The sequence below is a fragment of the Streptomyces sp. NPDC046557 genome, assembly GCF_040645975.1.
In the GTDB taxonomy this organism is placed as follows: Bacteria; Actinomycetota; Actinomycetes; order Streptomycetales; family Streptomycetaceae; genus Streptomyces.
Map to the genome: position 1 here is coordinate 79307 of NZ_JBEYZH010000018.1, position 20375 is coordinate 99681.

Sequence of the window (20375 nt, forward strand, 5' to 3'; positions counted from 1 at the left end):
TCCCGGGGCGGCACGTGGCGCGACCCCGGATACGGATTTCAGAGCACGGCGCTCTTTGGGCTAAGCTCTCTCTCGGTAGCGTGTCCGAGCGGCCGAAGGAGCACGCCTCGAAAGCGTGTGATGGTGCAAGCTATCCGTGGGTTCAAATCCCACCGCTACCGCTCTGACCGAGAGCCCCGCCCCGCAAGGGTCGGGGCTCTCGGCGTTCCCGCCGCCGATGTGCCTCGGCGTTCCCGCCCGGTTGCGCCTCGGCCCGGTACGCCCTGGTGCCCCAGGCCCGCCGTCCGCCCCGTGGCACCGAGGCCTTGGTACCGAGCCGTCGGCCCGACGCCCGGCCGGGCCGGCCCCGTCGTACCGACCGCGCAGGCCACGCAGGGCGGTCAGGGCGCGCAGGGCGGGCAGGTTCCATACGCCCGGCGCCCCGGCGCGCAGCGCCCCGTACGGCCGCGTCCCGGGCACATCCGCGTGACCGGCCGCCCGCTCGGCCGTTGTCACGGCATGACCAAGACCCAGCGCATGCTCGCCGCCTTCGCCCTCGCGGGGGCCGCCGCGGGCCTCGCCGCACCCGCCGCCTCCGCCGCGCCGATCGCCCCGCTCACCCTGCCGGACCTGCCGCAGGCCGCCCCGGGCATGCCGAAGGGAGCCACTCCCGGCTCCGTCCGGGAGATCGGCGCGAAGCTCAACGCCCTCAACCAGCTCAACCGGCTGATGGACCTCCCGAACGACCTCGCGCCGGTGATCGCCCCCGTCCAGCCCCTCACCGACCTCGCCGGCGCCATCGGCTGACCGGCCTGGCCGCCGGCCTCGGCCCCGGACCCGGCCGAGGGCCCCTCACGCGAAGAAGGCCCCGGCCGGAGCCGGGACCTTCACACGTGGACGGGGGAAGCGGCGTCGGGGGGACAAGCCGCTCCCCCCGATGAGACCGAACCTGCCCGTCCGGGCCGCGGCCAGGGGGAGGGTCGCGGTCCGAACCCCGCAGCGAGGCCCTTTCCCTCACCCACCGATTTCCTGCCAGAACCGGTGGGCTCGTGCTCCATCCTGCGTCCTCCCCTCCTGCCCGGGGACCGACAAACGACCCGTACCGACGGGTCATTGGTCCTTAAAGGGCAGGTGAGTGTCCAAACTTGACCGGTTAGACTCACCCGACTCAGCAGGACCGGTTGGGGAGGCCGACACCGCTCGTGGACACCAAGAAGATCGTCATGGGCGCGCTCGTCGTCTTCGTACTCTTCGTGATCATCACTCAACCCGTCAAAGCCGCCGATATGGTCCAAATAGGCTTCCAAGGGATCTCGGATGCCGCCCATGCGATCGGCGAGTTCATGACCGAACTGGTGCGCTGAACCCGTACGCTGAAGCGGATTCCGGACTTACCGGCCCCCCACTCCGACGGGTGGGGGGCTTTTTGTGTTATCCGTGTTCAGGGCGAATATCCCGATATGCGCAAACTGCCCAATCTACCCTCAACACGGCGATATCAGGTGCTTGCACACAGTGCACATCTCTTGTGATGCTATGACCGCTTTTGACGGATAGTTGACTGAAGGGGTGGCGTGACCGTGCCGGCCAGTACTGCGCCTCAGGTGCCACCCCAGCAGGACCCCCAGAGCCCGCAGAGCCCCCCGAGCCCTCAGCGTCCCGAGGACTCCCCGAAAGCCTCGAGCACCCCGAGCGCGCAGGAACCCCCGGAGCCGACGACCGGACCGACCCGGCCGGCGTCCCACGACCCCCAGGTCCCCACGCAGCAGGAGTCGTCGCAACAGGAGTCGTCGCAACAGGAGTCCCCGCCGGGCCCCCCGCAGGAGCCCCCGGCCGCCCCCCGGCCGCAAAGCCGGGGCGCCGACACCCGAGCCCTGACCCAAGTGCTGTTCGGGCAGCTCAAGAACCTCCAGCCGGGAAGCCGCGACCACACCCGGGTCCGCGGGGCCCTCATCGAGGCCAACCTCCCCCTCGTCCGGTACGCCGCCGCCCGCTTCCGCAGCCGCAATGAACCGATGGAGGACGTCATCCAGGTCGGAACGATCGGTCTCATCAACGCGATCGACCGCTTCGATCCCGACCGCGGGGTGCAGTTCCCGACCTTCGCGATGCCCACGGTGGTCGGCGAGATCAAACGGTACTTCCGCGACAACGTGCGCACCGTCCACGTCCCGCGCCGCCTCCACGAACTCTGGGTCCAGGTCAACGCGGCCACCGAGGACCTCACCACGCTGCACGGACGCACCCCCACCACCCCCGAGATCGCCGAGCGGCTGCGCATCACCGAGGACGAGGTGCTGTCCTGCATCGAGGCCGGCCGGAGCTACCACGCAACCTCGCTCGAAGCCGCCCAGGAGGGTGACGGAATGCCCGGCCTGCTGGACCGCCTCGGCTACGAGGACCCCGAACTGGCCGGCGTCGAGCATCGCGACCTCGTCCGGCACCTCCTCGTACAACTGCCCGAGCGCGAACAGCGGATCCTGCTGCTGCGGTACTACAACAATCTGACGCAGTCGCAGATCAGCGCTGAACTGGGAGTTTCCCAGATGCACGTGTCACGGCTGCTCGCCCGGAGCTTCGCACGCCTGCGATCCGCAAACAGGATCGAGGCGTAACCGGAACGGGTGGAGATCACCTGACGCGTTTCCCGACAGACCGGGCTCATTCCGGTCTGTCGCTGGAGATACATGTCGACAAGGCGCTACAGCGTGTTGCCGACATGTGACATTCTGCTGGAACCGCGTTTGCCGCAGCCCCGCCTCCGGTATTCAGGTGGAGGCTGCGTTCCTCCGACGGGCGCGCAGAGAAACGCGACCGTCCGCGACCTCAAGGGGGTGGCATGTCCGTAGACCAGGGCAGCTCCAAGGTGCTCACGCTCGTCAAGCGTGATCTGCCGGCAGTGTCCAACCGCTCGGAAGCCATCGACACCCGCACGCTCTCCCGCTCCCTCTTCCAGCGACTTGCCGCCCTGGACGTGGACAGCCCCGAACGCGCGTACGTACGCGACACCCTGATCGAGCTGAACCTCCCCCTGGTGCGGTACGCGGCGGCCCGCTTCCGCAGCCGTAACGAGCCGATGGAAGACATCGTCCAGGTGGGAACCATCGGCCTCATCAAGGCGATCGACCGCTTCGACTGCGAACGCGGTGTCGAGTTCCCGACCTTCGCCATGCCGACGGTCGTGGGCGAGATCAAACGATTCTTTAGGGACACGTCCTGGTCCGTGCGCGTCCCGCGCCGCCTCCAGGAGCTGCGCCTGGCCCTCACCAAGGCCAGCGACGAACTGGCCCAGAAGCTGGACCGGTCCCCGACCGTGCCCGAGCTGGCCGCCGTGCTCGGCGTCTCCGAGGAGGACGTGGTCGACGGCCTGGCCGTGGGCAACGCGTACACCGCCTCCTCGCTGGACTCGCCGTCCCCCGAGGACGAGGGCGGCGAGGGCTCCCTCGCCGATCGCCTCGGCTACGAGGACAGCGCGCTCGAAGGGGTCGAGTACCGGGAGTCGCTCAAGCCGCTGCTGGCGAAACTGCCGCCGCGAGAACGGCAGATCATCATGCTGCGGTTCTTCGCCAACATGACGCAGTCGCAGATCGGCGAGGAGGTCGGCATCTCCCAGATGCACGTCTCCCGGCTGCTCACGCGCACGCTCGCGCAGTTGCGCGTCGGCCTCATCGGCGAGTGACGGCCCGCTGACCGCTGCCGCTCGCTTCCCAAGTGACGGATCGTCAGTAACACTGGCGTGATGCGAACGGGAACCCGCCGGGCGGCAGCACTCACCCTCTGCGGCGCGGTCGCCGTCGTGGCCCTGGGCGGCTGCGGCGGTCCGGCCCGCGGCGGCTACGCCGCCGTTGGGGCGGCGGCCCCCGGCCCCGGTGGGAACGTACCGCCCGGCGGCGAGGTGGAGTTCCAGCAGCTCGGAGCCCCGGCGGCGGGCGGCGGTGCGCCATTGGCGGCACGTGGTACGTCGCCCGGTGCGGGGGATGCGGGAACTCCGGCGGACTCCGCCCGGGGCGGACCCACGTCCACCTCCCCCGGCGGCTCCGCGTCTCCTGGCGCCCCACCGGACGCCGGCCCCGCGACCACCACCCCCGGCGCCCCCCACAGCCCCGAGACCCCGGGCTCGGGCACCGGCTCGGGATCAGGGTCCGGTTCACCGGGGTCGCCCGGGTCCACACCCGCGCCCACGCCGGGCAGACCGGGCACTCCGACACCACCTCCGGCCACCCCGGCGCGTCTGACGGTCGGCACCCCGCTCCGGTCGGCGGCCGGCGACCGCTGGTGCGAACGCGTCACGGTCACCTTCGCCAACACCGGCACCACCGCGGCTCGTTCGGGCACGGTGAGCTTCGCTACGCACATCATCGGCGCGCTCGGCGTCGACTGGGCCACGATCACCACGACCCAGCCACTGCCCGCTCCGATCGCCGGCGGCACGTCGAAGACACGGACCTACACGGTCTGCGTCGAGTCCTGGCGGGTGCCCCTCGGCATGCGGGTCGAGACCCGGGACGTCACCGCCACCTGGAGCTGACCCCGCGGCGCCCCCGTGCGGGACGGGCCGGGGGGGCCGGCCCAGGACTATCCGAGGGCGAGCCAGGCGACCGCCGCGATCACGACGAGCGCGGCGAGAGCCAGGCCGATCCACAGACCGGTCTTCGGGGCCGCCTTCACCGGCCTACGCCGACGGGCTCCCGGCACGGCGGCACGTACCGGCTCGACCTCCTCGACGAACGCCCGGAACATCTGGGTACTGCCCGCCGGGTCGTAGTTGCCCTCGGGGCCGGGTGAGTTGTGGTTCGCAGCCATGGGTCCGCACCCTAGCGGCTTTTCCCATTCCTTTACCGCCCCACCCCACATCCATTTACCTGTAGCAACCAACTTCTTTTATGCCGGGCACCGCGATCCCACCCACTCGCTACGAGGAGTTGGCCCGGCAGCTCACCGGTATCGGCGCGGTCAAGCCGCGACCTGGCCCGTACCCTGCCCGCGGACTGCCCGACCGGCTCGGCCCGCGCCTCGTCGCACGGTCATCGAGTCCGCGTACGGGCACGGCGTCGGCGATGTCTTCCTCTACGCCGCCCCGTGCACGCTGCTCGCCCTGCTGCTGGTGCTCTTCATCAAGGAGGTCGCACTGCAGTCCAAGCCGGCGTCGCACGCCCCGGCCGCGGCGGGCACCGTCCAGGAGGCCCCGGGGGTCGCCCGGGCCGAGTAGTCACCGCCCCGGCCGCCCCGAGCGGACGGCAAGGTGCCGCAGACGAGATCCTCGTCTGCGGCACCTTGCCGTTCCGAAGCCTGTCCCGGTCAGGACGGGCCGATGGCGGCGAGGTCAGGACGTCCCAGTGGCGGGCGAGGTCAGGTCGTAGAAGGTGGCGCCGCCGACCGTGGTGGCCTTGAAGCCGGCCTTCACCCAGCTTTCGATGGCGCTGCTCGTGCCCCCGCCCGGACCGGCGGCCCGGCGTCGGGCCGTGCCGGCCTCCCCGCCCTGCCCTTGAGCCTGGGCCTCGTTCTCGCTCCGGGCGATGAACCAGTGGATGCGGCCGGCCTTCACGTAGGCCTTGAACTGCTCCGGCGTCGGCGAGGGATCGCTGCCGTTGAAGCCGCCGATCGCCATTACCGGCGCGCCGGAGGCAAGTTGGTAGCTCGCCGCGTTCTGCGAGCCGATGGCCGCCGCCGCCCACGTGTAGCGAGCGGCGTCGGCCCGCAGTGCGGCCGTGGCCTCGGCGCTCGCCTTGGTGCCGTTCAGGAGCCCGCCGGGGCCGCCTCCTGCGTTGCCCCGCGAACCGGCCCGCCCGGTCGGGCCGGGCGCCCCCATCGCACCGGCCGGACCGGCCGGGCCGATCCCGCCGGTTGCGCCGGTTCCGCCGGTTCCGCCGGGGGCCCTGGTGCCCGGGGCGGCGGGGGGCCGTCCGCCCGGCGGCATCTGGGCTCCGCCGCCCTGGGCGCCTGGGGGCATCGCGCCGCCGGGGCCGTAGAACACACGCATGCCGCGTCCGCCCGGGCCACCACCGCCCGACACCGCCGGTCCGGCCGTCACGATGGAGCCCTCGTGCGGGGTGTCCACCGTGGTCAGGCAGTACGCGAAGGGGCCGGCCAGCGCCGCGCCGAGACCGACGCCCGCCACCGCCAAGACCGCCCCGCGGCCCAACCGAGCGGCGAACGGCAGCACGACGGCGGCGCCGAGACCCGACACGAGCACCACCCAGCGCAGCCACGGCAGGTAGCCGGTGGCGCGGCCGAGCAGTACGAAGGCCCAGTACGCGGTGAGCGCGAGGGTTCCGGCGAGGGTCAGGGAGGCGGCCCGGCTGCCCCGCTCCTCCCAGAGCAGGGCCACGCCCATGCCGACGAGCGCGGCCACGAAGGGCGCGAGGGCCACGGTGTAGTACTCGTGGAAGATGCCCTGCATGTAGCTGAAGACCAGACCGGTGATCAGCAGGGAGCCGCCCCAGGCGAGGAAGGCCGCGCGGGCCATGCTCTCCAGCGAATCCGTGGCCCGGCGGGCCCGCCAGGTGATCACCAGTCCGGCGACGAGCATGACCAGGGCAGCCGGGAGCAGCCAGGAGATCTGGCCGCCGATGTTGGTCGAGAAGAGCCGGTCGATGCCGGTGGCACCCCAACCTCCGCCACTGCCACCGCCCGGGCGTCCACCGCCGACGCTGCCGGTCTCGTCGCCGTTGATCCGGCCCAGCCCGTTGTAGCCGAAGGTCAGCTCAAGGAAGGAGTTGTTCTGCGAGCCTCCGATGTAGGGGCGGGACGCGGCCGGCCACAGCTCCACCACGGCCACCCACCAGCCGCCCGTGGCCACCATCACGAGTCCGGCGAGCAGCAGCTGACCGAGTCGCCCGCGCAGCCGCGTCGGAGCGCAGACCGCGTACAGCACGGCCAGCGGAGGAAGGATGACCAGGGCCTGGAGCGTCTTCGTCAGGAAGGCGAATCCGACCACGGCGCCCGCCGCCACCAGCCAGCCGGTGCGTGCTCCGTCGAGCGCCCGCAGGACGCAGTACACCGTGACGGTCATCAGCAGCGCGAGCAGCGCGTCGGGGTTGTTGAAGCGGAACATCAAGGCCGCCACGGGGGTCAGCGCGAAGACCGCGCCGCTCAGCAGTGCGGGGACGGGGCCGAACTGACGCCGGACGGCGGCGTGGAGCACCGCGGTGGTGCCGACGCCCATCAGGGCCTGGGGGACCAGGATCTGCCAGCCGCCCAGCCCGAAGAGCCGCACTGACAGGGCCATCGGCCACAGGGCGGCCGGGGGCTTGTCGACGGTGATGGAGTTGCCGGCGTCGGAGGAGCCGAAGAAGAAGGCTTTCCAGCTCTGGGAACCTGCTTGGGCCGCGGCCGAGTAGAAGGAGTTCGCATAGCCCGAGGCACCCAGGTTCCAGAGCAGCAGGGCCGCCGTGAGGAGTAGGAGCACGACGTAGGCGGGGCGTTCCCAGCGGGGCCGGTCGGTCGCCGCCGCGGTGGTGGCGACCGGTGGGGCGGGTGGGAACAGGGGCACTGCTGCCGTCGTCATCGGATGTCGTCCTTCGTGGGATTGCCGCGCCGCTCGGGGAAGACCCAGGCGCGGAAGAGCAGGAAGCGCAGCAGGGTGGCGGCGAGGTTGGCCGTGATGAGTACGGCCAGTTCGGTGCCGTGGGCGGGGCCGGTGCTGTGGGTGGTGTCGGTGGCGGCCGCGTCCAGGGCGGCGAGTGAACCGCTCGTCAGGGCGAGGCCGACGGCGAAGACCAGCAGCCCCTGTACCTGGTGGCGCACGGCGCGGGCTCGCCCCCTCACCCCGAAGGTGAGCCGGCGGTTGGCGGCGGTGTTGGCGACGGCCGACATCAGCAGGGCAGCCGCGTTGGCGACCTGTGGTCCGGCCGAGGTCCGGAAGGCGGAGTACAGCGCCAGGTAGAGCAGGGTGCTGAGCAGCCCGACCGCGCAGAAGCCGAGGAGCTGCCGGGCCAGCCCGCGGGGGACACCGGGCAGCGCCGTCCGGTCCCGCGGATCGTCCCCGAAGGGACGCGCGAGCCGGTCGAGCGGCAGTGCGCCGACCGCGAGCGCCCGGCCGACGCGCCAGACACCCTTCAGGTCCTCGGCGGCGGTACGGGCGATGTGGACGGTGGAGTCGGGGTCGTCCACCCAGTCCACCGGGACCTCGTGGATGCGGAGCCCGGCCCGCTCGGCCAGCACCAGCAACTCGGTGTCGAAGAACCAGCCCGAGTCCTCCACGAGCGGTAGCAGTCTTTCGGCGACCTCGCGCCGGATGGCCTTGAACCCGCATTGCGCGTCGCTGAAGCGGGCGGCGAGAGAGGAACGCAGCAGCAGGTTGTAGGCCCGGGAGACGAACTCGCGCTTCGCACCCCGCACCACGCGGGAGGAGCGCGCGAGCCGGGTGCCGATGGCGAGGTCCGAGTGACCGGAGATCAGCGGGGCGACCAGGGGCAGCAGCGCGTTGAGGTCGGTGGAGAGGTCCACGTCCATGTAGGCCAGGACGGGAGCCTCGGAGCGCGACCATACGGTGCGCAGGGCGCGGCCGCGTCCCTTCTCCTCCAGCCGGGTGCTGCGGACGCCCGCCACGTCGGCGGCGAGGGCTGCCGCGACGGCTGGGGTCCGGTCCGTGCTGGCGTTGTCGGCGATGGTGATGCGGAACGGGTACGGGAAGGTTCTGGTGAGGTGATCGTTCAGCCGGCGCACACACGGGCCGAGGTCCTTCTCCTCGTTGAACACCGGGATCACCACGTCGAGTACGGGCTCACCCGGCACGGGTGCCAGGTGCACCCGGGCCGGAAGGGCTCCAAGGCCGGGAGAGGTGTCGGTTGGCATGCTCCGACCCTCGTCGGGCGAACTGTCACCGCTGTGTGGTGAGCCTGTGCTCCGTCTGTGAGTCGGCCCGCTCCGTGGCCTGCGCGAGGGGCAGGAGGACCTCGAAGCAGGTCTTGCCGGGCCGGCTGCGGACCTCGACCCGGCCGCCGTGGGCGGTGACCACGGCCTGGACGATGGCGAGCCCGAGGCCAGTGGACCCCGCTGCCCGGGACCGGGACGCGTCGCCGCGGGCGAACCGCTCGAAGACGTGCGGGAGCAACTCGCCGGGTATACCAGGCCCGTTGTCCTGGATCTGGAGGCGGACGAGCGATGTTTCACGTGAAACGCCGAGCGCTTCGGGGCGTGTTTCACGTGAAACATGTGCGGTGACGGTGGTGCCCGGTGGGGTGTGGGTGCGGGCGTTGGCGAGGAGGTTCACCAGAACTTGTTGGATGCGGGCGGGGTCGGCCCGGATGGTGGCGGGTTCGTCCGGCAGCTCCAGCCGCCAGTGGTGTTCCGGCCCGGCGGCCCGCGCGTCGCTGACGGCGTCGACGACGAGGGGAGCGAGGTCGGTGGTGGTCTCACCGGTGCCGAGCGGTCGGCCCGCGTCCAGCCGGGCCAGCAACAGGAGGTCTTCGACCAGGCCTGTCATGCGGGTGGCTTCGGACTCGATGCGCCCCAGGGCATGGCGGGTGTCGGGGCCGGGCTCCTCGTGGCTCCGACGGGTCAGCTCGGCGTAACCCCGGATCGAGGCCAACGGGGTACGCAGCTCGTGGCTGGCGTCGGCCACGAATTGACGTACCCGGGTCTCGCTCTGCTGCCGTGCGGTGAGGGCGGAGGAGACATGGCCCAGCATCCGGTTGAAGGCCGCTCCGACCTGACCGATCTCGGTACGGGGGTCGGCCTCGGCGTCGGGCACCCGTTCGTGCAGGGCGGGTTCACCGCTGTGCAGGGGGAGTTCGGAGACGCGGGTGGCGGTGACGGCCACGCGCCGCAACGGGCGCAGCGCCACACCGACGAGCGCCTGTCCGGCGAGGGAGGCCGCGATCAGGCCGGCCAGGGTGGCGAAGACCTCCACCGCGATCAGTGTCCGCACGGTGGAGTCGACTTCGGCGAGCCGAAAGCCGAGGACGAGGCTCCCGTCGGAAGCGGCGAGCACGCGGTAGCCCCCCAGCTCGGGCAGATCGAGCTCCAGCGGCCCGGGGCGGCCTTGAGCGGCCTTGTGGACGGCCCTCAGCAAAGCCGCGGTCTGGGCGTCGGTGAGGGGCGGCCGGGGATCGAACTCTGGGCCGACGACCGTTGCGTTGCGGGCGCTGCCGATGACCTTGCCGTCCGAGTCGAGCCTGATCCCGGCCGCGTCCGGTGGGGTGCCGGCGAGTACGAAGCCGAGGTCGGCCTCCCGAGCGGGCTTGCCGGCCCGGGGGCCTCGGGTGGCCATCGTGATGGAGGTGCGTAGCTGGTCGTCCAATTGCTCGACCAGGTACTGGCGCAGCGCGAACGTGGTGACGGTGCCGATGGCGGCGCCGACGACCGCGATGAGCGCCACCGCCGCCAGGACGAGTCGGGACCGCAGCGACCAGGGCCGCCGGCCGCGCGGCGCCGCGCGGCCCGGGCGCCGGCGCCCGGGAAGACGTACGGCCACTATTCGGCCGGCTTGATCAGGTAACCGGCGCCCCGTCGGGTGTGGATCAGCGGCGGCAGTCCGGGGCCGCTCTCCAGCTTGCGCCGCAGGTAGGAGATATACAGCTCGACCACGTTGGCCTGGCCGCCGAAGTCGTAGGACCATACCCGGTCCAGGATCTGCGCCTTGCTCAGCACCCGGCGCGGGTTGCGCATCAGATAGCGCAGCAGCTCGAACTCCGTGGCCGTCAGGTGGATCTCCCGGCCACTGCGGGTCACCTCGTGGCTGTCCTCGTCCAACCGGAGGTCACCGACGGCCAACACCGAGCCGCCGCGGGCCGCCTGAGCCGCGCCCGAGCGGCGGACCAGGCCGCGCAGCCTGGCGACGACCTCCTCCAGGCTGAACGGCTTGGTGACGTAGTCGTCGCCGCCCGCCGTGAGTCCGGCGATGCGGTCCTCCACGGAGTCCTTGGCGGTCAGGAACAGCACGGGCACGTGCGGGAGCTCCCGACGCAGCTGCCCGAGTACGGCGAGGCCGTCCATGTCCGGGAGCATGATGTCGAGGAGCACTACGTCCGGGCGGAACTCCCGCGCCGCCCGCACCGCGCCCGCACCGTCGCCGGCGCTGCGGACCTCGCACCCTTCGTAGCGCAGGGCCATGGAGAGGAGTTCGGAGAGCGCGGCCTCGTCGTCGACGACGAGCACCCGGCACGGGCCGCCGTCGGGTCGGACGAGGGCCGTGTGCTTGCCGGCGGACGTGGACGCGTGAGAGGTGGTCGTCGCAGTCATGCGTACACGCTCGACGCAACCTCTGAGAGCGTTCTTGCGCCTGCCTGTGAATTTCCTGAGAACCGGGGATCGGGGCGGCCCCCGTTCGGGGCTTACGCCAGGTGGAAGAGCCGGGCGCCGTTGTCGTGGCAGACCGCCCGCAGCCACTCGTCCCCGAGGCCGAGCCGTTCGAGGGCGGCAAGCTGGTGCTCGTAGGGATACGGAATGTTCGGGAAGTCGGTGCCGAGCAGGATCCGGTCACCGAGGTCCGCCAGCCGGCCGAGGTCGTCCGCCGGGAAGCCGGTGAACTGCTCGGAGAAGTCGGTGAAGGCCATGGTGGTGTCGAGGCGGACTTCGGGGTAGCGGTCGGCCAGGTCGAGGAAGTCGACGTACTCGGGCATGCCCATGTGGGCGATGACCAGCGGCAGCCGGGGGTGGCGGGCCAATAGACGGGCGATCGGCTCGGGCCCGGTGTGTTTGCCCGGTACCGGCCCCGAACCACAGTGGATCACGATCGGGACGGCGGCCTCGGCCAGCAGCCCCCAGACCGGTCGGAGCCGTTCGTCGTTCGGGTCGTACGCCCCGACCTGGAGGTGTGCCTTGAAGATGCGCGCTCCCGCCTCCACGGCCTGGCCGACGTACTCCGCCGCGCCCTCCTCCGGGAAGAAGGTCGCGGTGTGGAGGCAGTCGGGGGTCCGGGCGGCGAAGTCCGCGGCCCACGCGTTGAGCCAGGCGGCCATCGCCGGCTTGTGCGGGTAGAGCATGGCGGTGAAGGCCCGTACACCGAAGGCGCGCAGCAGCGCGACCCGCTGCTCCTCCTCGTGTCGGTAGGTGATGGGCCACTCGACCCCGGTCAGCGGGCCGACGGCGTCGAAGTAGTCCCACACCTTGTCCAGGACCCGCTCGGGCATGAAGTGGGTGTGCACGTCGACCAGCCCGGGCAGTCCGAGACGGTCGCGGAAGGCGCGGAGTGCCTCAACCGTTGTCTCGGACAAAGCCGTGGCTCCGTTCGACCGTGGCGACGTGCAACGTGTAGCTCTCGTACCAGTGGGCGCGGCCGTGCTTCATCGCGGCCTGGTGTTCCAGGTTCTCCCGCCACTCGGCGAGGGAGTCGTGGTCGCGGAAGTAGGCGACGGTGATGCCGAGGCCGCCCGGGGTGCGCGCGGACTCGTAGCCGAGGAGCCCGGGGTTGGCCCGGACGATCTCGTTCATCCGGGCGTTGGTCTCCGGGTAGCCGGTGTCGTCGCGGGTGCGGACGCTGGTGAAGACGGCCATCACGTACGGCGGTTCGTACGCGGGTGCGGGCTGGATGCTCATGAGGCCCACCCTCCGGGGCGGCCTTTCGCATGTCCACCCGAAAGAGGGCCGGGGAGCCAAAGGGATTCAAGTTTTGACCTTGGTATCCCCCTGGTCCGGTCGCAGAGGGGCCCGGTCCGGGGGCTAGTGGGGTAGGGCGGTCGGGGGGGCCGGGCAAGGGCCCGGTCGGAGCGCGGTCAGAACAGCCCGTCCTGCTCGGCGTCCGCGGCGGGCGGTGCGATCGTCGCCACCGGCACGTCCGTGACGGCGTCCCCGGCCGGAGCCGCCAGTTCCCAACCGGCCAGCAGCCGGGTGTCCACCACCAGCCCGTCCGCGAAGTGCAGATCCGGCCCGGCGGCACCGACCAGCAGCCCGGCCACCACCCCGCCCGGCACCAGCTCCGTCAGCACCCGCGTCGGCGCCGGGAGCGCGTCAAGGCCGAAGGCCGCCGCGTGGTCGACGACTTCGCAGCCCACCGACTCCAGCGACTCCGGCCACCCCGGCAGTGCCACGGCCCGGGCGTGCAGCTCGACGACCTCCCCGGCCCGTTCGGCCGGCGCCGGCAGGTGGGCCCGTACCGCGCGCTTGCGGGCGTAGGCGATCCGGTCGGGCACCCCGAGCGCCGCCCTCAGCAGTTCCTCGGTGCGCCGCGCGGCCATCAACGGGCCGCGCCCCAGCCAGGCCCAGGTCACGGCTCCTTGCTCCAGCAGCCGGGCCGGCCCGCGCTCCTCGGCGGTGATGCCGACCTTGATCAAGCCGGGCCCGAACCAGGCGAGGTACACCCGGTAGGGCCGCGGATCGGCGGCGTTGGTGTCGGCGGCCACCGAGAAGGACCGGTCCAGCCGGGCGCACTCGGGGCACTGGGCGTTCGCCGCCCGCCCCGGCACCGTCCGGCGCGCGGGACAGGGCGTGCGCTTCCCCGCCCGCCGCACCCCGAGGCAGTGCCGCTCGCCCCGGGCGACGAAGGCCAGTCGTCGACCGTAGCCGAGCGGACTGTCGCGCTCCGCGCGTACGGCTCCGTACCAGCCGATGCCGGGTCGGCCGTCCTGCCAGCGGATGCCGGTGCACCACCAGGTCACAGCGGGAGCGGTCGCTCGAAGAAGGTGTCCAGGACCACGGTGGCCTGCGTTCCGCTGACGCCGTCGATGGCGTACAGGCGGCGCAGTACGTCCTGCAGCTGTTCGGTCGAGCCGGTCCGCACCTTGACGAGCACGGAGGCGCTGCCCGCGATGATGTGTGCCTCCTGGATCTCGGCGATGCCTTCGAAGGCGGCCCCGGAGTCGCCCATCCAGGCATTCGAATCGACCATCACGTAGGCCAGGACCCCGCTCCCGACGGCCGCCGGTTCCACGTCGACCGTGGTCCGCCGGATGACCCCGCGTTCGCGCAGTTTCCGTACGCGTTCGTGTGTGGCCCCCGCCGAGAGCCCGACGGCCGCGCCGAGGGCCGCGTAGGACTGGCCCGCGTCCTGCTGGAGCCGCTGGAGCAGCGCCCGGTCGATGTCGTCCACGCGATCTTCCCCTCATCTACCCGTCAACCCTTGCGAAGACAGTACCTGGTCCTGCAATCTCAACCATGGGCCGAACGAAATTCGGCATGCTCGACCTTAAGGGGAACCATGTCATCCATAGCGGACCTGACTCTGTACGACATCCTGGACGATCGGTTCCGCGCGGGCCGCTGCGCCAACGGCGACGCCCGCCTGGAGCGGCTCTACGACGACTGCCGCTGGGCGGAGGGTCCCCTCTACCTGCCGGCCTGGCGACAACTCCTGTGGAGCGACATCCCCAACGACCGCGTGCTGCGGTGGGACGAGGCCACGGGCGCCGTCTCCGTGTTCCGTACCGGCGCCGGACATCCCAACGGCAACACCCTCGACCGCGAGGGCCGCCTGATCACCTGCGAGCAGGGCAACCGGCGCGTCACCCGCACCGAACCAGACGGCAGCCTCACCGTCATCGCCGACCGGTGGGAAGGCAAGCGCCTCAACAGCCCGAACGACGCGGTGGTCCGCTCCGACGGCTCCATCTGGTTCTCGGACCCGGACTTCGGCATCACCAGCGACTACGAGGGCCGGCGCGCGCCGAGCGAGATCGACGCCTGCAACCTCTACCGCGCCGACCCGGCGACGGGCGAGGTCCGTCTGGTCGCCGACGGTTTCCTCGGCCCGAACGGCCTCGTCTTCTCCGCCGACGAGAGCGAGCTCTACGCGGCGGACACCCGCGCCGGCCACATCCGCGCCTTCAAGGTCACCGATACGGGCACCCTGACGGACGATCGCGTCTTCGCCGCCTGCCGCTCGGTCGACAACATCCGCTTCGACGACGGCGGCAGGCTGTGGGCGGCCGCGATGCGGGACGGCGTCCACTGTTACGCGCCGGACGGTGACCTCATCGGCCGGCTCCGCGTCCCCGAACCGGTCTCGAACATCGCCTTCGGCGGCCCGAAGAACAACCGCCTCTTCATCACCGCCACCACGTCCCTCTATTCCCTGGTCCTCTCGGTCACCGGCCTCCCCCGCGTCCACCGCTCCTGACCCCCACCACGCAACGCAAGAGGCCCCCCGGTGAACCGGGGGGCCTCTTCGGCTGTGCACTCGGCAGGATTCGAACCTGCAACCTTCTGATCCGTAGTCAGATGCTCTATCCGTTAAGCTACGAGTGCTTGGGCTGTTCGGGGTTTTGCGCCCCGTTGGCCTTGCGAGAACAACAATACATGGACCTCGGCGGGACGCGAAATCCATTAGCTCCACCGGTGCTGACCTGCGGAAATACGCCGGAGGGAGATCATCCGGAAGTCTCCGCGCGGCTTGGGCGGGAGGGACGCGGTACCCCTCTCGGGGCGTTCGAAACGCACAGAAGCCCCGGTCCGTGAGGACCGGGGCTTCGTGAGGTGCGGAGGCGGAGGGATTTGAACCCTCGATGGGGGGTAAGCCCCAAACCGCATTAGCAGTGCGGCGCCATAGACCGGACTAGGCGACGCCTCCAGCACACCCTCGCGTACGAGGGTGCGTGCAGATGATGACACAGGCGCGGGGCTGGTCACCAATCCGCTCCCACGGTACAAGGAACGGCGGCCCCGGGGCAAAGCCTTAAGGCCACCCACCAGCCGACGCGTCGACGCGCCCGGAGGCGCCCAGAGGCGCGACGCCGCGGCACGGTACGCGCCGCCGCGTGCCGGCCGTACAGGCGCACGCGTCCGCCCGTACGCAACGTCGGGGCGCGCGGGTCGTTGGTCAGGCGTACGACGTACGGACGACCTGGAGTGCCCCATGCTGCGTCTCGCCGCCTTCGCCGTCACCTCCGCCTTGGCCGCCGCGGCCGCCGGGCCGCTGCCACCCCTGCCGTTGGAGCGGCTGCTGTCGACGCCCGACCGGCTCACCATCGCCGTGTCCGACACCGGCAACCCGCGCACCGACGGCGAGTACCGGCTGGAGTGCGACCCGGTCGGCGGGAACCACCCCAAGGCGGAGGACGCCTGCGCCCGCCTCGACGCCCTCGCGAAGGAGGGCAAGGACCCCTTCGCCCCCACGTCCAAGCGGCAGATGTGCACCATGGTCGACGGCGGCCCGGCCACCGCCCGGATCACGGGAACGTGGCACGGCAAGAAGGTGGACGCCACGTTCCGGCGGAGGAACGGATGCGACATCGCCCGGTGGAAGACCCTGGAACCTGTGCTTCCGAGTGGGCGTTCCTGACCTGGGAGGATGCGAAGGATGTGCGGTATACGCCCCGCATCGGCCATCCCGCCGCGGGGCGGTGCCCTTAGACTCCTCCCGTGACATGCCGGTAGTCGTGGTCAGGGAGGAAGCTCGTCGTGAGCAGCAGGCCATCCCGAGGCGCTGCTCGCCTCGCAGCAATACTCGACGCACTTCCCGACGCGCTGTTGCTCGTCAACGCCAACGGCACAGTGGTCAACGCGAATTCGATCGCGTTGGAGATCATGGAAAGCCCCGGCACCGGTCTCGTCGGCCGCGGGGTACTGGACCTCCTGCCCGAGTTCGACTCGAAACTCATCCCCGGCTCGATGCGCCGGCCCGGAGACGACGAGGGTGGCCGGCCGAAGCCCAAGAGGATGACGGCCCGGCGCACCGACGGCAGCGAGTTCCCCGTCGAGGTCACCGCCGCGCACCTCGACGGCCGCGACGCCTACCGCGAGCCGCAGCCCGCGTACACCGGCGACGAGCTGCTGATGCTCGTCGTACGGGACCTGTCTCAGACGGTGGACACCGAGGCCGAGCTCGCCCGCTCGCAGCGACAGACCGAGATGATCCTGCGCGCCGCCGCCGAGGGCGTGGTGGGCACGGACACCGACGGCAGGGTCGTCCTCGTCAACCCGGCCGCCGCGCAGATCCTCGGCTACCGGGCCACCGATCTCGGCAACCGCGAGCTGCACGGACTGATCCAGCACTCGCGCGCGGACGGTTCGCCGTTCCCCTTCGAGGAGTCCCCGCTCGCCGACACCCTGCGCAGCGGTCGCAAGCACCGGGTCCGCAGCCAGGTGCTGTGGAACAAGGCCGGGCAGCCGGTCTCCGTCGACCTGACGACCTCGCCCGTACGGGACGGCGAGCTGCTCGTCGGCGCCGTGATGACCTTCACCGACCGGCGCCCCTACGATGCCCTGGCGGCCCGGCACGCCCAGTTGCTGGCGGTGCTCGGCGAGTCGTTGCGCGGGCCGCTGGAGGAGCTGCGCGGGGAGCTGGCGACGCTGGCCGCCGATGACGCGGGCCAGCTCTGGCCCGAGGCGAACCAGTTGCTGCACCACCTGGCGGCCGGCTACTCGCGGATGACCACGCTCGTGGACAACGTGCTGGGCTATCAGCGGCTGGACGCGGGCAGCGACAAGCTCGCCAAGGAAAAGACGCTGATCAACAAGGTCGTCGCGGCCGGTGTCGACGGCGCGGTGGAGTTGATCGGGCCGGGCCGGGCGCAGTTCGCCGTGCACGCGCCGACGATCGAGGCCGAGGTGGACGGGGAGCGGATCGCGACCGCCCTGGCGCACCTGGTCGCGGATGTCGCCGGGGTGGACGCCACGGGCAAGACCCGCCAGGGCAGTGGGTACGGCGACTCGACGATCGTCGTGGCCGCCGCGCAGCGCGGTGACGTCGTACGGATCGAGGTGCGCGGGCCGTACGAAGGTGGCAACCCGGTGCACGAGCCGATCGTTCGGGGCATCGTGGCCGCGCACGGCGGTGTCCTCCAGACCGTCGAGGTACCCGGCGCGCCGGGCGGTACGTACGTACTGGAGCTGCCGTTGGGCGCGGGAGCCGGGACGGTGACGCTGCCGGAGCCGAAGGAGCCAGCGGCCGCCGAGGTGGAGGCGAAGCCGAACGCCGAGGACGGCGGCGCTGTCAGGGGCGAGTCCGGGGGCCGGCGGGCCCGGCGCGGGGTGGACGCGTTCCTGGACGACGCCGCCGACGAGGCGAAGGCGCCGCGGGAGGGCGGGGGCGCGCTCGCGCTGTCGTCCGGGCGGCGCCGTGCGGACGGCACGGTCGACGGCCCGGGTCCGAACGAGCCCGGTACCGCCGGTCTCGGTCCGAACGGCGCCGGCATGAACGGCCCCGAGCTCGCCCAGTCCCCGGTGAACCCGGCCGGGCTGGGTACCGGGCGCCGACGCGGCCGGGACGGTGACGGCGGTTCCGACGGCGACGGCGGTTCCGGCGGCATCGGCGGTTCCGGCGGTATCGGCGGGGCCGGTGCTTCCCGGCGCCCCGGCGGGCCTCCGCACGTACCCGCTCAGGCCGGACCCGCTCAACCGCTGCCCGCTCAGGACGGACCGCAGCAGGCAGGACCGCAGCAGCCCGTGCCCCCGCGAGGGACCGGGATGCCGGCGCTGCCGCCCGTGCCCGCGGTGCCACCCGTTCCGCTGACCGAGCATCCGGCGGGTCGTCGCCGCGCGTTGGGCCCGGCCGCGCCGGCAGACCCGGTGTCAGGACCGGCAGCGGGTCCGACGGCAGGCCCGGCAACGGGTCCGTTCGCGCAGCCGGGCGGTCCGGTTCCGGCGGCCGGGCTCGCGCCCCGCGTTCCCCAGCGCCCCATCGCCCCCGAGGGCGGCTTCGCCCTGCCCGCCGGACCGACTCCCGCCCCGGGTGCCGGGGCGGTCGCTCCCACCGAGGCCGACGCCGACGCTCCGGTGGGCCGCCGTGCACGCCGGGTGCTCGGCGCACCCTCGGCCGACGCACCCTCGGCCGACGCTCCCGGGGCCGCCCCCGCGGCCGCTCCGGGGGCGCCCGGACCGGTGCCGCCGACCGGGCGGCGCCGCGCCCTGCCCGAGGCCCCCGCCTGGCCGGTGCCCGCGGCCCGTACCGCTTCCGAGGACGGCGAGCCCGCGGCCGGGCCCGTACCCGTACCCGGTGCCCGGCAGCCTCAAGACGCTCCGCCCGAGACCTCGCAGCCGATCAGCGTGCGCGCTCTCGGCACCCTGGGCCAGGGCATCTCGGTCGACGCCGGCGGCTCCGGCCGTCGCCGCCGGCTGACCGAGCCCGCGCCGCAGGGCCGCGCCTTCGCCATAGGGGCCCCCGAGGCGGGGTCCGACGAGGGGCCCGAGCCGCTCGACGGCCCCGGTGGCGCGGTCGAGGTGGTCAACCGGGCCGTACCGCTGCCCGTGGACGACGAGCTTCCGCCGGAGCCGCTGGACAACCCGCGCCGGCTGCTGGTGTGGCCCGCGCCCGACGCCCAGACACAGCAGGCGCTCAGCGACCGCGGCTACCGCCCGGTGGTCGTCCACTCCCGCGAGGAGGTGGACGCCCAGATCGCCGCGTTCCCCGCCGCCTTGTTCGTGGACCCGCTGACCGGTCCCATCACCCGCACCGCCCTCCAGTCGCTGCGTCAGGCCGCGGTGGCGGCGGAGGTACCCGTCCTGGTCACGGCCGGACTCGGGCACGCCACGCGGGAAGCCGCGTACGGCGCCGACCCGGCCGTCCTGCTCAAGGCGCTCGCGCCGCGCGACAGTGAGCAGCACCCCTCGCGGGTCCTGCTGATCGAGGAGCACGACGAGATCGCCACCGCGCTCACCGCCGCCCTGGAACGGCGCGGCTTGCAGGTCGCGCGGGCGGGTGCCGACACCGACGCGGTGGAACTCGCCACCCGTGTGCGGCCCAATCTCGTCGTCATGGACCTGATGCAGGTGCGCCGTCGGCGGGCCGGGATCGTGGACTGGCTGCGTGCCAACGGGCAGCTGAACCGCACCCCGCTCGTCGTCTACACGGCCACCGGCATCGACCCGGCCGAACTGCCGCGGCTGGCCTCCGGCGAGAGCGTGCTGTTCCTCGCCGAGCGGGCCACGACCGCCGATGTGCAGGGCCGCATCGTGGACCTGCTGGCCAAGATCGGCACCAACTAGTCATCCTGGCCCGATGGCCATCATCGACACGACCGAGCACAGCGTTCCCGCCGACAACGGTGAGGTGAGCCTCCTCATCGCCCGGCAGGTCGAGCCGGGCCACGAGGAGGACTTCGAGGCATGGGCCCGCGGCATCCTGGAGACCGCCGCGGGCTTCCCCGGCCACCTCGGGTACGGGCTGTTCCGGCCGGCGGCGGAGGGCGCCCCGTGGTTCCTGGTGCACCGCTTCCGTCATCAGGCCGCCTTCGAGGCGTGGCAGAAGTCGCCGGAGCGCGCCGCGTTCTTCGCCAACTGCCAGGGCCATCACCACCACGAGATAGCGCGGCGCGAACTGCACGGGATGGAGACCTGGTTCGCGAAGCCGGGCACGACCCGGCCCGCGCCTCCGCGCTGGAAGATGGCGATCAGCTCGGGGCTGGCCATCTTCCCGATCTCGCTGCTCGGCAACGCGGTGCTCGGGCCGTATCTGGTGGACCTTCCCTTCGTCCTGCGGACGGCCGCCTTCACGGTGGTCTTCAGCACCCTGATGACCTACGTGGCCATGCCCGCAGTCAGCAGGCTGCTGCGGCCCTGGCTCACGCGCGGCTGAGGCTTCC

18 protein-coding genes, 3 tRNA genes and 1 pseudogene are annotated in these 20375 nt (G+C 72.1%); 11 read left to right on the forward strand and 11 right to left on the reverse strand.

What is annotated here, in order from left to right:
* Nucleotides 1–74 precede the first annotated feature (74 nt).
* From ABZ934_RS25195 to ABZ934_RS25220, 6 genes are all read left to right on the forward strand, one after another.
* Nucleotides 75–161 (forward strand) — tRNA-Ser (locus ABZ934_RS25195).
* Between the two features lie 337 nt (nucleotides 162–498).
* Nucleotides 499–786 (forward strand): hypothetical protein, encoded by a 288-nt coding sequence (locus ABZ934_RS25200; RefSeq protein ID WP_361317235.1) that lies wholly within the window; start codon nucleotides 499–501, stop codon nucleotides 784–786.
* Nucleotides 787–1181: 395 nt separating this feature from the next.
* Nucleotides 1182–1343, forward strand: coding sequence for a hypothetical protein (locus ABZ934_RS25205; protein ID WP_361317311.1), 162 nt, complete (start codon nucleotides 1182–1184; stop codon nucleotides 1341–1343).
* Between the two features lie 240 nt (nucleotides 1344–1583).
* Entirely contained in the window at nucleotides 1584–2594 is a 1011-nt protein-coding gene (locus tag ABZ934_RS25210; protein WP_361317237.1) for an RNA polymerase sigma factor SigF, read from the forward strand.
* Nucleotides 2595–2818: 224 nt separating this feature from the next.
* The gene (locus ABZ934_RS25215) at nucleotides 2819–3658 is read left to right on the forward strand and encodes an RNA polymerase sigma factor SigF (protein WP_361317240.1); all 840 of its coding nucleotides are present in this window, start codon (nucleotides 2819–2821) and stop codon (nucleotides 3656–3658) included.
* A 60-nt stretch (nucleotides 3659–3718) separates the two neighbouring features.
* Complete coding sequence (locus tag ABZ934_RS25220) at nucleotides 3719–4507, forward strand: hypothetical protein (protein WP_361317243.1); 789 nt, start codon at nucleotides 3719–3721, stop codon at nucleotides 4505–4507.
* A 47-nt stretch (nucleotides 4508–4554) separates the two neighbouring features.
* Here ABZ934_RS25220 and ABZ934_RS25225 read toward each other — a convergent pair whose 3' ends face one another.
* Nucleotides 4555–4782, reverse strand: a complete 228-nt coding sequence (locus ABZ934_RS25225) for a hypothetical protein (RefSeq protein WP_361317245.1) — start codon at nucleotides 4780–4782, stop codon at nucleotides 4555–4557.
* A gap of 202 nt (nucleotides 4783–4984) precedes the next feature.
* On the opposite strand from ABZ934_RS25225, the pseudogene ABZ934_RS25230 reads away from it, so the two are divergent.
* Nucleotides 4985–5188, forward strand: a pseudogene (locus ABZ934_RS25230) (hypothetical protein); the annotation flags it as partial.
* Between the two features lie 114 nt (nucleotides 5189–5302).
* Here ABZ934_RS25230 and ABZ934_RS25235 read toward each other — a convergent pair.
* The 8 genes from ABZ934_RS25235 to ABZ934_RS25270 form a co-directional block, all read right to left on the reverse strand.
* Complete coding sequence (locus tag ABZ934_RS25235) at nucleotides 5303–7486, reverse strand: glycosyltransferase family 39 protein (protein WP_361317248.1); 2184 nt, start codon at nucleotides 7484–7486, stop codon at nucleotides 5303–5305.
* Complete coding sequence (locus ABZ934_RS25240) at nucleotides 7483–8775, reverse strand: bifunctional glycosyltransferase family 2/GtrA family protein (RefSeq protein ID WP_361317250.1); 1293 nt, start codon at nucleotides 8773–8775, stop codon at nucleotides 7483–7485. The genes ABZ934_RS25235 and ABZ934_RS25240 overlap by 4 nt, the downstream gene beginning before the upstream one ends.
* A 25-nt stretch (nucleotides 8776–8800) precedes the next feature.
* Nucleotides 8801–10396 carry a HAMP domain-containing sensor histidine kinase gene (locus ABZ934_RS25245; protein ID WP_361317253.1) on the reverse strand — a complete coding sequence of 532 codons (1596 nt, stop codon included), beginning with the start codon at nucleotides 10394–10396 and terminating at the stop codon, nucleotides 8801–8803.
* Nucleotides 10396–11163, reverse strand: coding sequence for a response regulator transcription factor (locus tag ABZ934_RS25250; protein WP_361317256.1), 768 nt, complete (start codon nucleotides 11161–11163; stop codon nucleotides 10396–10398). Before ABZ934_RS25250 ends, ABZ934_RS25245 begins: the two co-directional genes overlap by 1 nt.
* 92 nt (nucleotides 11164–11255) lie before the next feature.
* On the reverse strand, nucleotides 11256–12137 hold the full coding sequence (locus ABZ934_RS25255) for an amidohydrolase family protein (RefSeq protein ID WP_361317259.1): 882 nt from the start codon (nucleotides 12135–12137) through the stop codon (nucleotides 11256–11258).
* A complete protein-coding gene (locus tag ABZ934_RS25260) occupies nucleotides 12118–12459 on the reverse strand; it encodes an antibiotic biosynthesis monooxygenase (protein ID WP_361317262.1) in 342 nt (113 codons plus the stop codon). The genes ABZ934_RS25255 and ABZ934_RS25260 overlap by 20 nt, the downstream gene beginning before the upstream one ends.
* Before the next feature lie 176 nt (nucleotides 12460–12635).
* Entirely contained in the window at nucleotides 12636–13517 is an 882-nt protein-coding gene (locus ABZ934_RS25265) for a DUF2797 domain-containing protein (RefSeq protein ID WP_361317264.1), read from the reverse strand.
* On the reverse strand, nucleotides 13514–13948 hold the full coding sequence (locus ABZ934_RS25270; protein WP_361317266.1) for an Lrp/AsnC family transcriptional regulator: 435 nt from the start codon (nucleotides 13946–13948) through the stop codon (nucleotides 13514–13516). The genes ABZ934_RS25265 and ABZ934_RS25270 overlap by 4 nt, the downstream gene beginning before the upstream one ends.
* 108 nt (nucleotides 13949–14056) lie before the next feature.
* On the opposite strand from ABZ934_RS25270, the gene ABZ934_RS25275 reads away from it, so the two are divergent.
* The gene (locus ABZ934_RS25275; RefSeq protein WP_361317269.1) at nucleotides 14057–14974 is read left to right on the forward strand and encodes an SMP-30/gluconolactonase/LRE family protein; all 918 of its coding nucleotides are present in this window, start codon (nucleotides 14057–14059) and stop codon (nucleotides 14972–14974) included.
* 55 nt (nucleotides 14975–15029) lie between these two features.
* Here ABZ934_RS25275 and ABZ934_RS25280 read toward each other — a convergent pair.
* A tRNA-Arg gene (locus ABZ934_RS25280) sits at nucleotides 15030–15102 on the reverse strand.
* 231 nt (nucleotides 15103–15333) lie between these two features.
* Nucleotides 15334–15424, reverse strand: a tRNA-Ser gene (locus ABZ934_RS25285).
* Between the two features lie 285 nt (nucleotides 15425–15709).
* On the opposite strand from ABZ934_RS25285, the gene ABZ934_RS25290 reads away from it, so the two are divergent.
* The 3 genes from ABZ934_RS25290 (at nucleotide 15710) to ABZ934_RS25300 (ending at nucleotide 20368) form a co-directional block, all read left to right on the forward strand.
* Complete coding sequence (locus tag ABZ934_RS25290; RefSeq protein ID WP_361317271.1) at nucleotides 15710–16135, forward strand: SSI family serine proteinase inhibitor; 426 nt, start codon at nucleotides 15710–15712, stop codon at nucleotides 16133–16135.
* Nucleotides 16136–16254: 119 nt separating this feature from the next.
* A complete protein-coding gene (locus ABZ934_RS25295; protein ID WP_361317273.1) occupies nucleotides 16255–19779 on the forward strand; it encodes a PAS domain-containing protein in 3525 nt (1174 codons plus the stop codon).
* Nucleotides 19780–19792: 13 nt separating this feature from the next.
* A complete protein-coding gene (locus ABZ934_RS25300) occupies nucleotides 19793–20368 on the forward strand; it encodes an antibiotic biosynthesis monooxygenase (protein ID WP_361317275.1) in 576 nt (191 codons plus the stop codon).
* Nucleotides 20369–20375: the final 7 nt, after the last annotated feature.

Bases quoted from the DNA above. Each gene is read 5' to 3' on its own strand.
- ABZ934_RS25200 (WP_361317235.1), top strand. From the start codon at position 499: ATGACCAAGACCCAGCGCATGCTCGCCGCCTTCGCCCTCGCGGGGGCC.
- ABZ934_RS25215 (WP_361317240.1), top strand. From the start codon at position 2,819: ATGTCCGTAGACCAGGGCAGCTCCAAGGTGCTCACGCTCGTCAAGCGT.
- ABZ934_RS25220 (WP_361317243.1), top strand. From the start codon at position 3,719: ATGCGAACGGGAACCCGCCGGGCGGCAGCACTCACCCTCTGCGGCGCG.
- ABZ934_RS25225 (WP_361317245.1), bottom strand. From the start codon at position 4,782: ATGGCTGCGAACCACAACTCACCCGGCCCCGAGGGCAACTACGACCCG.
- ABZ934_RS25235 (WP_361317248.1), bottom strand. From the start codon at position 7,486: ATGACGACGGCAGCAGTGCCCCTGTTCCCACCCGCCCCACCGGTCGCC.
- ABZ934_RS25240 (WP_361317250.1), bottom strand. From the start codon at position 8,775: ATGCCAACCGACACCTCTCCCGGCCTTGGAGCCCTTCCGGCCCGGGTG.
- ABZ934_RS25250 (WP_361317256.1), bottom strand. From the start codon at position 11,163: ATGACTGCGACGACCACCTCTCACGCGTCCACGTCCGCCGGCAAGCAC.
- ABZ934_RS25260 (WP_361317262.1), bottom strand. From the start codon at position 12,459: ATGAGCATCCAGCCCGCACCCGCGTACGAACCGCCGTACGTGATGGCC.
- ABZ934_RS25275 (WP_361317269.1), top strand. From the start codon at position 14,057: ATGTCATCCATAGCGGACCTGACTCTGTACGACATCCTGGACGATCGG.
- ABZ934_RS25290 (WP_361317271.1), top strand. From the start codon at position 15,710: ATGCTGCGTCTCGCCGCCTTCGCCGTCACCTCCGCCTTGGCCGCCGCG.
- ABZ934_RS25300 (WP_361317275.1), top strand. From the start codon at position 19,793: ATGGCCATCATCGACACGACCGAGCACAGCGTTCCCGCCGACAACGGT.